Below are 13,156 nucleotides of genomic sequence, written 5' to 3' on the forward strand. Positions count from 1 at the left end.
CACCAAGCTGCCGGGGCTTCACCGACTTGCCGCCTAGCCGCAGCACCACATATTTTGGGTAAATATCATCATGATAAGCCCTTCGCTTCCACCACCTCGTCCTCCGGTGCCTTGCCGTCGATGCTGCCGCGCCAGCCGATTTGCTGCGATCGCACCAGACGTGATTGATCCTGTTCGATGGCCGTGCTGAGCATTTCCTTGGCCCGCTGCACGGTGGCGATACGGAATTCGGTATCTTCGTAATTCTCCATCATCGCCTCCAGCATTTGCAGATTGTAATGGCGGAAGGTGTCGGCTTTCTCACGTGCCTCGTAGGCATCCAGCCCCAGCAGCTCCAGCGTTTCACGACCAATGCGCAGCGAACTTTCGAAAGTCTCGCGCTCCGGCCTTTCCACGCCCAACTGACGCAACTGATACCAGTGGTCGACGTCGCGTGCACGCGCCACCACTTTCAGGTGCGGGAAATGACGCTTGGCCAGCTCGGTCAGTTGCAGGCTGGCCTCCACGTCATCGATGGCGTTAATCAGCACTTTGGCGTGCTCTGCGCCAGCGGCCTCCAGCAGATCGGCACGGGTGGCATCGCCGTAAAACACTTTGGTGCCGAACTTGCGCAGCGTTTCGATATGATCAGGGTCGTGATCCAGTACCACGGTGTGCACCCCGTTGGCCAGCAGCAAGCGACCGGCGATCTGACCAAACCGGCCAAAGCCGGCGATGATGACGCTGGCATTCTCTTCGTCAATCACATCGGCCGGACGATCGTCCTTCGGCGCATTCTTTTCCAGTCGCGCGGCGATAACCAGCAGCAGCGGCGTTGCCGCCATTGACAGAGCCACCGCCAGCGTCAGTGCTTTCGCCCAATCCACCGGCAGCACGCCGGCCATTTGCGCCGCGCCGAAGATCACAAACGCGAACTCACTACCCTGCCCCAGCAGAATGGCGAACAGCCCACGCTGGCGCTTCGGCACGCCCAGCAACGGTGCAATCAGCCACAGCATCGCGGCCTTGAGCAACATAAAACCCAGCAGCAGCGTGGCGATCAACAGCGGGTGGCTGAACAGCGTGCCGAAATCAATCGACATGCCGACGCCGATAAAGAACAGGCCGAGCAACAGGCCTTTGAACGGCTGAATGTCGCTTTCCAGCGCATGGCGGTATTCGGAGCTCGCCAGCAGCACCCCGGCGAGAAACGCGCCCATCGCCATCGACAGCCCGGCCATTTCCAGCAAAATGCCGAAGCCGAACACCAGGAACAGCGCCACGGCGCTGAACACTTCACGCATGCCGGAGCGTGCGACAAAGTGCAGCAGCGGCCGCGTCACGTAACGGCCAAGCAATACCACCAACGCCAACGCTCCAACCACCTTCGCCGCTGACAGTGCAAAGGCTTCCAGCGTGGTAGCCGCGCCGCTATTCGTCAGCAGCGGGATCATCGCCACCAGCGGAATGGCCGCAATGTCCTGAAACAACAAGACGGCAAACGAACTGCGGCCAATCGGTGACGGCGTCAGGTTGCGCTCGCTCATTGCCTGCATGGCAATGGCGGTCGAAGACAGCGCCAGCGTCAGGCCAATCAGCAGCGCCACTTTCCAGTCCAGCCCCAGAAAATAACAGAACGCGCTCAGCATCAGCCCGCAGCCGGCCATCTGTAAGCCACCGCCGCCAAACACCGAGGCGCGCAGCGTCCATAGCCGTTTGGGATCCAGCTCCAATCCGATGATGAACAGCATCAGCACCACGCCAATTTCCGCAAAGGTCAGGATCGATTCGGCATCTGACACCAGCTTCAACCCCCACGGGCCGATGATGCAGCCGGCAATCAGATAGCCCAGCACCGATCCCAGTCCCAGCCGCACCGCCATCGGCACCAGCAGACCGGCCGATCCCAGATAGATCAGCCCTTCAATCATCATGCCGTGGTTATCCATTTTCAACTCCCTGTGCCAACGGTTGTTCACTGTCCATCAGATATTGCATCAGCCGCTGGCGGTAAGCCTCGCCGGCGGCCATCAGCGCCGGCTCATTGCAGGTAAACGTGTTATGCACGGCAAAGTACGGCAGCCAGTTCATGCCACAATATATTGCCGTTGCCTGCAACGGTTGCGCCAACACCGCAAAGTTGGGGAAGTCTCCCAGATCGAAGTGGTGTTCATCGCCGCCGCTGGTCACCGCCCACAGGCAGTCCTTGCCAACCAGCGCATCGCCCTCATGGCCATACGCCCAGCCGTGTTCCAGCACCTTGTCGATCCACAGTTTCAACAGCGGTGGCAGGCTGTACCACTGCATCGGGTGCTGTAACACCACCAGGTCGGCACGCTGCAACGCTTGCTGCTCGGCATTGCTATCAATATTAAAATCGGGATAAAGCTCGTACAGCGAGCGGATTTCCACTTCGGGAATGTCCTTAACCGCCTGCAATAAGCGCTGATTGGCATGGGAATGCCGGGGATAGGGGTGTGCGTAAATAATTAGAATCATGCTGTTCTCATCATTCCTTGCCAATACATTAAGCATATATACCAATCACACAGCCTGACAGGTTGTGGTTTGATTGATAGCTGAAATTTTTAACGTAAGCCAACAAATTTGCTGAATGAATTTAAGCAGCGGATAAAAACCACCAGTAGCGTTCAAGGAGCCTGCAAAGCAGGCTCCTCCCTGGTATCAGAACTGATAATTGGCGGTGACGGAAACGCTGCGTGGCGCACCGTAGACCGCATAACTGCCGAGGTAGTCGTAATACTCTTTGTCAAACAGGTTATTCACGTTGGCCTGCAGCGAAAACTGTTGGTTGACCTGATAACGCGCCAGCAGATTCACCAACGCGTAGCTGCCCTGTTCGGGACGCGATGCCCCCGCCGGGCCGGCGTCGTCACGCCAGGTATGGTTTTGCCAGTTGACGCCGCCGCCGAGGGTCAGCGCCTGTAGCGTCGGCACGCGATAGCTGGAAAACAGCTTCAGCGTGGTGCGTGGCATAAACGGGTTTACCGCTTTGCCGTCCTTGTCCTCGGCAACAAAACGCGACGCGCCGAAGGTCATTTGCCAGTTGTCGGTCAGCGCGCCGTTGACTTCAAACTCCACCCCGCGGCTCACCGTGCCGCTGATCGATTCATATGCCATCTCGGCGGTGCCGGGAATATAGGTGCCGGTGCTGACACCCAGGTTATCCTGCTCGGTACGGAACACCGACAGTGAGGCCGTCAGACGGCTGTTATGCCAATCGCCCTTTACCCCCGCTTCGTAGTTCTTGCCGGTGGTCGGGTCAAGATAGTTGCGGTTGGCATCGCGAACCGTTTGCGGCTGGAAGATTTCGGTGTAACTGATATAGGCCGAATAGGTGTCGTTAATGTCGTAGATCAGGCCGGCATACGGCGTCACCGCGTCTTTGCTGCTGGTGGCGGTGGTACCGTTGGCGCGCCAGTCGGTATAACGCGCGCCGACAATCAGCGACAGCGGATCGGCCAGCGAGAAACGCACCGCGCCGTAGAATGACTTTTGTCGCAGCGTGTCGTCGGCATACACCACCCACGGTGACCAACTGCCCTGCGTGACGTTGCCGTCCCATTGGTTATAGTCACCGACGTCGGCGGTGGACAGCATCGACTGCGAGTTGAAGTAATAATTGTTCTGCTTGCTGTAGCTACCGCCGGCCACCAGTTCATGCTGGCGGCCGAACAGTTGAAACGGTCCGCTGGCGTAAGCGTCCAGCGAGTCGAGCTTGCGCGTGCCCTTGTTCCAGCCACCGTAGGCCATCACCCCATCGCCGGTGATTTTATCCGGATAACCCGAGGCATACATCAGCTTGGAGTCAAAGGTGGTTTTAGCGTGGGTTGCGTTCACGCGCGCCTGCCAGCCGTTGTCAAAACGCTGCGTCAGATCGGCGAATAGCTTGTTCGACTCCTTGTCCGAATACGCCCAGTCCGGCGCCGGGTTGAAACTGCGATCGTAATGAGTCCGACTGCCGTCGCTGTACCAGGTCGGTAAACCGCCCCAGGTCGGGTTGCTGGTGTGACTCTGCTGGTATTCCCACCCCAACGACAATTTGGTGGAGTCGGTCAGATCGGCATCCAGCGCGGTATACAGGAATTTTTTGCGATTGCCGTAGCGGTCCAGCCAACCATCACCATCCTGATAACCAGCCACCGCCCGCCCGCGCACGCTACCGTCGGCGTTGAGCGGCGTACTGACGTCACCAACGTAGCGCTGCTTGTTCCAGCGGCCATAACTGGCGGACAGATTGCCGGTCAGCTCGCGGCTGTCGGCATGTTTGCGTACCATATTGATGGCTGCTGACGGGTTGCCCGATCCGGTCATCAGGCCGTTGGCACCACGCACCACCTCGATGCGCTGATAGATTGCCGTATCACCGGCGGCATCGCCAAAGTTCCACACCTCATCGACGGTAGTCGGGATATCATCGTACAGATAATTGTTGATAAAGAAGCCGCGCGAAAAATAGGTCGAGCGATCGGAGTCGATATTGTTGGCGCTGATGCCGGTGGTGTTGCTCAGCACGTCACCGATGGTTTGCAGATCCTGATCCTGCATGCGCTGCTGAGTGATAACGCTGACCGACTGCGGAATATCGCGCGGCGTCAGCGCCATTTTGGTGCCGGCGCGTGTTACCGGCACCGCATAGTCCTGTTCCGGCAGCCCGCTGCCGTTGGCAGCGCCGTCGACGACAATGGTGTCTTCATTTTCCGCCGCCATGGCTACCGGCGCGGAACAGCACGCCGCCACCAATAGCGCCAAGCTGGAACGTGTAAAACCGCCGACGGCAGACGGCCGGAAGCCGCAGGCATGGTTTCCCCTGAGACAAGAAGCAGCGAAGGACATGATGGTTCCTCAATATAGTTTTTATTGTGTCAGGGCGCTCAACGCCCCGAGCAGGTCACGAATACGTTTGTTTGACGGCGCAGACATGCAAAAACAAATGAGAACTATACGCATTAGCCTTATCAGGGTAAACCGCTGTTTCAAAAAGTTCCAAGAAATTTCTTAATTGAGCGTGGGTCAAGGCAGGAGATGGAAACGACGGGTGAAAAAAGGCGGAGAAATGCCAGAGAAAAGGCGGAGAACGACGAACGGCGCTCTCCGCCAGCGTTCGCCAGGCAATCCCCTGGCGAACGCCGGTGCGGTGTTATTTGATACGGGCGTGCATTTCCTGCACCGAGGTAACCTGCTCGGTCGGATCGGCCTTCAGCGCCATGGCGGTGGCAAAACCGCCGTTCAGCGTGGTGTCGTAATGCACTTTATATTGCAGGGCGCTGCGGCGGATCAGTTTGGAATCCTCAATCGCCTGGCGACCTGCGGTGGTGTTGACGATATAGGTGTATTCGCCATTCTTGATGCGATCCTGAATGTGCGGACGCCCTTCATGCACCTTGTTGACCAGGCGCGGGTTAATCCCTGCCTCACCCAGCACCACCGCGGTACCATGGGTCGCATCCAGCTCAAAGCCCTGCTTCAGCAGGCTGGCGGCCAGATCGACCACCCGCGCCTTGTCGCCTTCACGCACCGACAGCAGCGCACGGCCCTGTTTTTTCATGCCGGAGTTGCTGCCAAGCATCGCTTTGGAAAACGCTTCGGCAAAGGTGCGGCCAACGCCCATTACTTCGCCGGTAGAGCGCATTTCCGGACCGAGAATCGGGTCAACCCCCGGGAATTTGTTGAACGGCAGCACCACTTCCTTAACCGAGTAGTACGGCGGAATCACTTCTTCCGTCACACCCTGTTCGGCCAGGGTTTTGCCAGCCATCACGCGCGCCGCCACTTTCGCCAACGGCACGCCGGTGGCTTTCGAGACGAACGGCACGGTACGCGCCGCACGCGGGTTGACTTCAATCAGGTAGACTTCATTATCCTTGACCGCAAACTGCACGTTCATCAAACCGCGCACCTGCAGTTCGAACGCCAGTTTTTCCACCTGTTGGCGCATTACGTCCTGGATTTCCTTGCTCAGCGTATAGGCCGGCAGTGAACAGGCCGAGTCGCCGGAGTGAACGCCGGCCTGCTCGATGTGCTCCATAATGCCGCCAATCAGCACGCGTTCGCCGTCGCAGATGGCGTCGACGTCCACTTCCACCGCGTCGTCCAGGAAACGGTCAAGCAATACCGGCGCGTCGTTGGATACGCTGACCGCATTCTGGAAATAGCGACGCAGGTCGATTTCGTCGTAGACGATTTCCATCGCACGGCCGCCCAGTACGTAGGAAGGGCGCACCACCAGCGGATAACCGATGCCGGCTGCCTTTTCTACCGCCTGATCGATTGCGGTAACGGTGGCGTTGGCCGGCTGTTTCAGACCCAGACGGTTTACCGCCTGCTGGAAACGCTCGCGGTCTTCGGCGCGGTCAATCGCGTCCGGACTGGTACCGATAATCGGTACGCCGGCCGCTTCCAGCTCACGTGCCAGTTTCAGCGGAGTCTGGCCGCCGTATTGCACGATAACGCCCTTTGGCTGCTCGATGCGCACGATTTCCAGCACGTCTTCCAGCGTTACCGGCTCGAAGTACAGACGATCGGAAGTGTCATAATCGGTTGAAACGGTTTCCGGGTTACAGTTGACCATAATGGTTTCGTAACCGTCTTCGCGCAGTGCCAGCGAGGCGTGCACGCAGCAGTAATCGAACTCGATGCCCTGACCGATGCGGTTCGGACCACCACCCAGCACCATCACCTTCGGTCGGTCATGGGTCGGGTTGGATTCACACTCTTCTTCATAGGTGGAATACATGTAAGCAGTGTCGGTGGAAAATTCCGCCGCACAGGTATCCACGCGCTTGTAAACCGGGTGCAGGCCGTAACCGTGACGCAGTTTGCGCACTGCGCTTTCCGCTACGCCGGCCAGTTTGGCCAGGCGCGCATCGGCGAAGCCCTTGCGCTTCAGGGTGCGCAGGAATTCCGGCGTCAGCCCGTTGATGCCGGACGCTGCCACCTGCTCTTCCAGACGTACCAGCTCTTCAATCTGCACCAGGAACCAGCGGTCGATGTTGGTCAGGTTGAACACGCCATCGACAGACAGGCCTGCGCGGAAGGCATCGGCGATGTACCAGATGCGCTCAGCGCCGGCGTCTTTCAGCTCGCGACGGATTTTGGTCAGCGCTTCCGGATCGTCCAGGCTGACTTTCGGGTCGAAACCGGTAGCACCCACTTCCAGCCCACGCAGCGCTTTCTGCAATGATTCCTGCTGGGTACGGCCAATCGCCATGACTTCGCCGACCGATTTCATCTGGGTGGTCAAGCGGTCATTGGCGCCGGCGAATTTTTCGAAGTTGAAACGCGGGATTTTAGTGACCACGTAGTCGATCGACGGTTCAAAGGAGGCCGGGGTACGTCCACCGGTGATGTCGTTCATCAGCTCGTCGAGGGTGTAGCCCACCGCCAGCTTGGCGGCGATTTTGGCAATCGGGAAACCGGTCGCCTTCGACGCCAGCGCCGAGGAGCGTGACACACGCGGGTTCATTTCGATCACGATCAGACGGCCGGTCTTCGGGTTCACCGAGAACTGCACGTTGGATCCGCCGGTTTCCACGCCGATTTCACGCAGTACCGCCATCGAGGCGTTACGCATGATCTGGTATTCTTTGTCGGTCAGGGTTTGTGCCGGCGCAACGGTGATCGAGTCGCCGGTGTGAATGCCCATGGCGTCGAAGTTTTCGATAGAACAGACGATGATACAGTTGTCGTTCTTGTCGCGCACCACTTCCATTTCATACTCTTTCCAACCGATCAGCGACTCATCGATCAACAGCTCTTTGGTCGGTGACAGATCCAGGCCGCGTTCGCAGATTTCCTCGAACTCTTCGCGGTTGTAGGCAATGCCGCCGCCGGTGCCGCCCATGGTAAAGGACGGACGGATAATGCAGGGGAACCCGACGTCAGCGGCCACTGCCAGCGCTTCTTCCATGGTATGCGCAATACCGGAACGCGCGGTATCCAGGCCGATTTTCTTCATTGCCACATCAAAACGGCGACGGTCTTCGGCCTTGTCGATGGCATCGGCGGTGGCGCCAATCATGGTCACGCCAAATTCCGCCAGCACCCCCTGACGCTCCAGCTCCAGCGCGCAGTTCAGCGCCGTCTGGCCGCCCATGGTCGGCAGTACCGCGTCTGGACGCTCTTTTTCGATGATTTTGCGCACCACTTCCCAGTGGATCGGCTCAATGTAGGTCGCATCAGCCATTTCCGGATCGGTCATGATGGTGGCCGGGTTGGAGTTCACCAGAATAACGCGGTAACCCTCTTCACGCAGCGCCTTGCAGGCCTGAGCGCCCGAATAGTCGAATTCGCACGCCTGGCCGATAACGATCGGGCCAGCGCCGAGGATCAGGATGCTTTTTATATCAGTACGTTTTGGCATTTTATCAAGGCTCCTGATTATTTGGCGTTGGAACGGTAAGTCTCAATCAGTTCGATAAAGTGATCGAACAGCGGGGCGGCATCGTGCGGACCCGGGCTGGCTTCCGGGTGTCCCTGGAAGCTGAACGCCGCTTTGTCGGTACGATGAATGCCCTGCACGGTGTGGTCGAACAGCGATTTGTGCGTCACGCGCAAATTGGCCGGCAGGTGGTTTTCGTCAACCGCAAACCCGTGGTTCTGCGCGGTGATCATCACCGTGTGGTTATCCAGATCTTTCACCGGGTGGTTGCCGCCGTGGTGGCCGAGTTTCATCTTCACCGTTTGCGCGCCGCTGGCCAGCGCCAGCAACTGGTGGCCAAGGCAGATGCCGAACACCGGGATGTCGGTGTCGAGGAACTGTTTGATGGCGGCGATGGCGTAATCACATGGCTCCGGATCGCCCGGGCCGTTAGAGAGGAAAATGCCGTCTGGCGCCATTTTCAGCACCTCTTCCGCCGAGGTCTGCGCCGGTACGACCGTCAGGCGGCAGCCGCGATCCACCAGCATGCGCAGGATATTGCGTTTGACGCCATAGTCATAGGCCACCACGTGGAATGGCAGCGCGGCCGCGTCTTTGGCTTCCGGCAGCTCGCCGTCAAGCGTCCAGCTGCCCTGTTGCCAGGCGTAAGCTTCTTGGGTGGTCACTTCTTTTGCCAGATCCATCCCTTTCAGACCCGGGAAGGCCTTGGCCTTTTCCAACGCCAGCGCTGCGTCCGGCGCGTCGCCGGCAATAATGCAACCGTTTTGCGCACCCTTTTCACGCAGCAGACGCGTCAACTTGCGGGTATCGATATCGGCAATCGCCACAATGTTGTTGCGCTTCAGATACTCCGACAGCCCTTCTTCACAGCGGTAGTTGCTGGCAATCAACGGGAGGTCGCGAATAACCAGGCCTTGAGCATGAACAGCGGAGGATTCTGCGTCGGAAGCATTGGTGCCGACATTGCCGATATGGGGATAAGTAAGAGTAACGATCTGGCGGGAGTAGGAAGGATCGGTGAGGATTTCTTGATAGCCGGTCATCGACGTATTGAAGACCACTTCCCCCACTGCCGTACCTTCTGCCCCGATGGCCCGACCGTGGAATTGGGTTCCGTCTTCCAGAACCAATAGCGCTGACTTAATCAAAACACCCTCCGAGGAATAATCAATCACAATATTTGCATATTAATTCAGATATCACGATCTAAATCAATGCAAAAACCGGCCTCAAGGCTAATTTTTGGCAAATTGGGCGCATTTTAATGATGGGTGCTCGGTTTGTCTACTCCAAGTGCCATTTTTCTAGCTATTTTTGCATATTTCACGGTTTTCTTGCCACCTCAGCCATAAAAAGACATGCAAACCGGCAATGAGTAAACGGTTGCGAGCCACAATGACAGGAAAGCCGGCTTTTTTCCACCTGGGAGACGGCTGGCGCGGGTAAAAAAGGTCAACCAACCAACATAAAGACAAGTTAACCAACGAAAATACAAGAAAAACAAATAAACCTGCATTAAAGCTCTATTTTTCATGTTAAAGAAAAGGGCAATAAATATATTGCCCTATTATCATGGAGTTATGATAAATAAACAGGTATCACGGCGATGTTAAAAAAATTATAACCGGTCCAAACCCAGCACGTCACGCATATCAAATAGCCCATTTTGGCGATCTGACAGCCAACCTGCCGCACGAACCGCACCATTAGCAAAGGTCATGCGACTGGAGGCCTTATGGGTGATTTCCACCCGTTCACCGATGTCGGCAAACATGGCCGTGTGCTCGCCGACGATATCCCCGGCACGAATAGTCGCAAAGCCAATACTATGCGGCTCGCGTTCGCCGGTATGGCCTTCACGGGCATACACCGCACAGCTTTTCAGATCTCGGCCCAGCGCGTCGGCGATTGCTTCCCCCATCGCCAGCGCGGTACCCGAGGGGGCATCCACCTTATGGCGATGGTGAGCTTCAACAATTTCGATGTCGGTATAGTCGCCCATCACTTTGGCTGCTTTCTCGAGCAGTTTCAGCACCACGTTGACGCCAACGCTGAAGTTGGCGGCAAACACGATGCCAATATGCTGCGCGGCATCGCGGATAGCCGCTTTGCCGGCATCGTCAAAACCGGTGGTGCCAATCACCATCGCCTTGTGATGCTCGACGCAAAACGCCAGATGCGCCAGCGTGCCTTCCGGACGGGTGAAATCGATCAGAATGTCGAAGTCATCCGCTACCTTTGACAAACTATCGCTCACGGTGACGCCCAGTGCGCCGATACCGGCCAACTCACCGGCATCGGTGCCCAACAGGCTGGACCCTGGACGCTCCAACGCTGCCCCCAGCACCACGCCCTGCGCCTGCTGCACGGCCTGGATCAATTGACGCCCCATCCGGCCACCGGAACCCGCAATCGCAATGCGGATCTGTGTATCAGTCATGCTTTTATCTCTCTTTTTGATTTGATGCCTATCCCATAGGCTATCGATTCAGGGTAACCGTCTCACCTTACCACCGCCAGAGGATTTAAATCATGATTAGAAAATTATGATATCCCCAATTTTTTATCAGTAACGCCATCACTGGCGGATAAGACGGCCGACGCGGTTTCAACCGCCGATTGTACATAATCATGCAATTTCAATCCGCGCGATCCGCGTCCCGCCAGGGTGTGTTACTTACCCGTGAAGCAGCATGGGTACCACCTGGTCGTCGCTTGGCTTATTATGTGATCCCAATGCCGTATTACCTGCCTGAGATCACCAGATGAAAAGCGTAAAAACCACCCTATCGGAAACTCTGACACAGGATTTAGCCCGCCGCATCATCAACGGTGAACTGCCGCCAGGGCTTTCGCTGCCCGGGGAAAACGAGCTGGCCTTGCAGTATGACGTGTCCCGTACCTCAGTGCGCAACGCCTTGCAGGTATTGGCCGCAAAGGGATTGATCAGCATTCAGGCCAAGAAACGCAGTACGGTCAATACGCGCGAACAATGGAGCTTTTTGGATCCGGACGTATTGAGCTGGTTGGCGCAGGGCAGTCTCGATCAGCAACTGGTTGAACAATTAATGGTCACACGGCTGATTTTTGAGCCGAATATCGCGGCATTGGCCGCGGTTAACGCCACTGGGCACGATCTTGCCGCGTTGGAAGATGCCTGCCAACTGATGGCGCAAGGGCAACGGCAGGCCAGCCGCCAACTGTTTGAACAGGGCGATATGGCGTTTCATCTCGCGTTGCTGGCCGCCAGCCATAATCCCTTTTTGCATTCACTAGGCAGCGCACTTTCCGCAGCCATGGCGCTCTCTTTTCAGCAAACGCTGGAAGAAGATGTCCGGCTGACCAAAAGTGCGGTAGAAGAGCACCAGCAATTGTTGGAAGCGATTCGCTTTAAACAGGTCGAAACTGCGCGCCAGCGTATGCGCGTCATTTTGCTCAACGCGGCCAAAAAGCATAACTGGCAGCAACAACCGGCGATGTTCGCCCATATCCTTTAAAAAACCTTCTTTGCGGTAATTTCGATCCCCCTCACAGATCCTGCGCGGTTTTCGCTCTAGCATTCTTGTATTACAAGATTAACATACATGTATTACCAACATGAATGACAACTGGATTGCTATTGATTGGGGGACGACTCACTTTCGCGCTTTTTTAATGCAGGTACAGCGGCTGCTGGGCTGCTTCAGTCGCTTCTGCGGCCGGCCTGCGGCAGGAAAAAACCGCCTCGCCGTTACCCTGCAAATCCTATTACCCCCTGGTTGCCTGAGCAGGGTGCCTTGCCGCTGGTCATGGCCGGCATGGTGGGGTCACAACAAGGCTGGCATGAAGCCGCTTGCTTCAACCAGCCGCGTGGGCTTAACGGCCTGGCCGCCGGCGCCATAAAGCTCACCGCCAACCGGAGCCGTCCGGCGTGGATAATCCATGGCGTTCAGGGGTTGGGGCTGTCCTTGAACACCATGGACGGCGATATCTGTTTTATCAACGGGTTAAGTCAACTTTACCCCCTACTGTCAGGAGTCTTCCAATGAGTCCAGAGAGCTTCATCCAACGATGGCAACAACAGGCACTTCCCCTGGTTGCCATTTTACGTGGCATCACCATCGACGAGGCGGAACCCGTCGCCGAAATCCTTCTCGACTGTGGTTTCCTCTACCTGGAAGTGCCGCTTAACGGCCCCGCCCCTTACGACGCTATCCGCCTGATCAGGAAAACCGTCGGCGACCGCGGTTTTGTTGGAGCCGGCACCGTACTGAACGTTAGGCAAGTTGAAGCGGTGGCCAACGCCGGCGAGCAATTGATAGTTTCCCCTAATACCGACGCTGCAGTAATTGGCCATTCCCGTTCGTTAAATCTGATCAGTTTGCCCGCCGCGGCCACCCCCTCCGAAGCCTTCAGCGCTATTAACGCCGGAGCCAGCGGACTGAAATTGTTTCCGGCGGAGAGTATTACCCCTGCGGTAACCAAGGCGCTGAGCGTGGTGCTGCCGAAGAATATCGTCTGCCTGCCAGTAGGTGGCGTGCAACCTGACAGTACGCAAATGCGCGCTTACCGATTAGCCGGCGCTCATGGTTTTGGCTTGGGCAGCGGTTTGTACCAGCCCGGAATCAACCTGATGGCGTTACGCCAGCGGGCTTTGGCCTATCGGGCCGCGTGGCGTCAATCGATGGAGTAACGCCCAATCTCTGCGTACCGAACCACCGTTACCCCAGGCTGTCGATCGCTCCTTGAATACGCCGATATCCCCCGGCGAATAAAAAAACAAATCAGAGGAAAACA

9 protein-coding genes are annotated in these 13,156 nt (G+C 57.1%); 3 read left to right on the forward strand and 6 right to left on the reverse strand.

Translation table 11 applies throughout. The annotated features are described in order from the left end of the window. Positions 1-68: 68 nt before the first annotated feature. From kefC to dapB, 6 genes are all read right to left on the reverse strand, one after another. Positions 69-1,928 (reverse strand): glutathione-regulated potassium-efflux system protein KefC, encoded by a 1,860-nt coding sequence (gene kefC / locus NYE85_RS00810; RefSeq protein WP_259002437.1) that lies wholly within the window; start codon positions 1,926-1,928, stop codon positions 69-71. Continuing rightward, positions 1,921-2,478 (reverse strand): glutathione-regulated potassium-efflux system oxidoreductase KefF, encoded by a 558-nt coding sequence (kefF, locus tag NYE85_RS00815; RefSeq protein WP_259002438.1) that lies wholly within the window; start codon positions 2,476-2,478, stop codon positions 1,921-1,923. The genes kefC and kefF overlap by 8 nt, the downstream gene beginning before the upstream one ends. Before the next feature lie 186 nt (positions 2,479-2,664). Then, positions 2,665-4,836, reverse strand: a complete 2,172-nt coding sequence (fhuE, locus tag NYE85_RS00820; protein WP_259002440.1) for a ferric-rhodotorulic acid/ferric-coprogen receptor FhuE — start codon at positions 4,834-4,836, stop codon at positions 2,665-2,667. Between the two features lie 304 nt (positions 4,837-5,140). Next, positions 5,141-8,362 (reverse strand): carbamoyl-phosphate synthase large subunit, encoded by a 3,222-nt coding sequence (gene carB, locus NYE85_RS00825; RefSeq protein ID WP_259002442.1) that lies wholly within the window; start codon positions 8,360-8,362, stop codon positions 5,141-5,143. A gap of 17 nt (positions 8,363-8,379) precedes the next feature. Further along, positions 8,380-9,528 carry a glutamine-hydrolyzing carbamoyl-phosphate synthase small subunit gene (gene carA / locus NYE85_RS00830; RefSeq protein ID WP_405050646.1) on the reverse strand — a complete coding sequence of 383 codons (1,149 nt, stop codon included), beginning with the start codon at positions 9,526-9,528 and terminating at the stop codon, positions 8,380-8,382. A gap of 470 nt (positions 9,529-9,998) precedes the next feature. Next, positions 9,999-10,820 (reverse strand): 4-hydroxy-tetrahydrodipicolinate reductase, encoded by an 822-nt coding sequence (gene dapB, locus NYE85_RS00835; protein ID WP_259002445.1) that lies wholly within the window; start codon positions 10,818-10,820, stop codon positions 9,999-10,001. Positions 10,821-11,145: 325 nt separating this feature from the next. Here dapB and NYE85_RS00840 point away from each other — a divergent pair, with 325 nt between their 5' ends. From NYE85_RS00840 to NYE85_RS00845, 3 genes are all read left to right on the forward strand, one after another. Beyond that, the gene (locus tag NYE85_RS00840; protein ID WP_259002447.1) at positions 11,146-11,877 is read left to right on the forward strand and encodes a FadR/GntR family transcriptional regulator; all 732 of its coding nucleotides are present in this window, start codon (positions 11,146-11,148) and stop codon (positions 11,875-11,877) included. A gap of 126 nt (positions 11,878-12,003) precedes the next feature. Beyond that, on the forward strand, positions 12,004-12,408 hold the full coding sequence (locus NYE85_RS22770; protein ID WP_405050647.1) for a 2-dehydro-3-deoxygalactonokinase: 405 nt from the start codon (positions 12,004-12,006) through the stop codon (positions 12,406-12,408). Then, positions 12,405-13,052 carry a 2-dehydro-3-deoxy-6-phosphogalactonate aldolase gene (locus tag NYE85_RS00845; protein ID WP_259002449.1) on the forward strand — a complete coding sequence of 216 codons (648 nt, stop codon included), beginning with the start codon at positions 12,405-12,407 and terminating at the stop codon, positions 13,050-13,052. The genes NYE85_RS22770 and NYE85_RS00845 overlap by 4 nt, the downstream gene beginning before the upstream one ends. Positions 13,053-13,156: the final 104 nt, after the last annotated feature.

Origin of the sequence: Serratia sp. AKBS12 (assembly GCF_024793895.1) — a bacterium.
GTDB lineage: Bacteria > Pseudomonadota > Gammaproteobacteria > Enterobacterales > Enterobacteriaceae > Serratia_F.

What these genes read in the sequence shown, in the direction of transcription:
- NYE85_RS00840 (WP_259002447.1), top strand. Translation starts at nt 11,146, where the DNA reads ATGAAAAGCGTAAAAACCACCCTATCGGAAACTCTGACACAGGATTTA.
- fhuE (WP_259002440.1), bottom strand. Translation starts at nt 4,836, where the DNA reads ATGTCCTTCGCTGCTTCTTGTCTCAGGGGAAACCATGCCTGCGGCTTC.
- kefC (WP_259002437.1), bottom strand. Translation starts at nt 1,928, where the DNA reads ATGGATAACCACGGCATGATGATTGAAGGGCTGATCTATCTGGGATCG.
- kefF (WP_259002438.1), bottom strand. Translation starts at nt 2,478, where the DNA reads ATGATTCTAATTATTTACGCACACCCCTATCCCCGGCATTCCCATGCC.
- dapB (WP_259002445.1), bottom strand. Translation starts at nt 10,820, where the DNA reads ATGACTGATACACAGATCCGCATTGCGATTGCGGGTTCCGGTGGCCGG.
- NYE85_RS00845 (WP_259002449.1), top strand. Translation starts at nt 12,405, where the DNA reads ATGAGTCCAGAGAGCTTCATCCAACGATGGCAACAACAGGCACTTCCC.
- carB (WP_259002442.1), bottom strand. Translation starts at nt 8,362, where the DNA reads ATGCCAAAACGTACTGATATAAAAAGCATCCTGATCCTCGGCGCTGGC.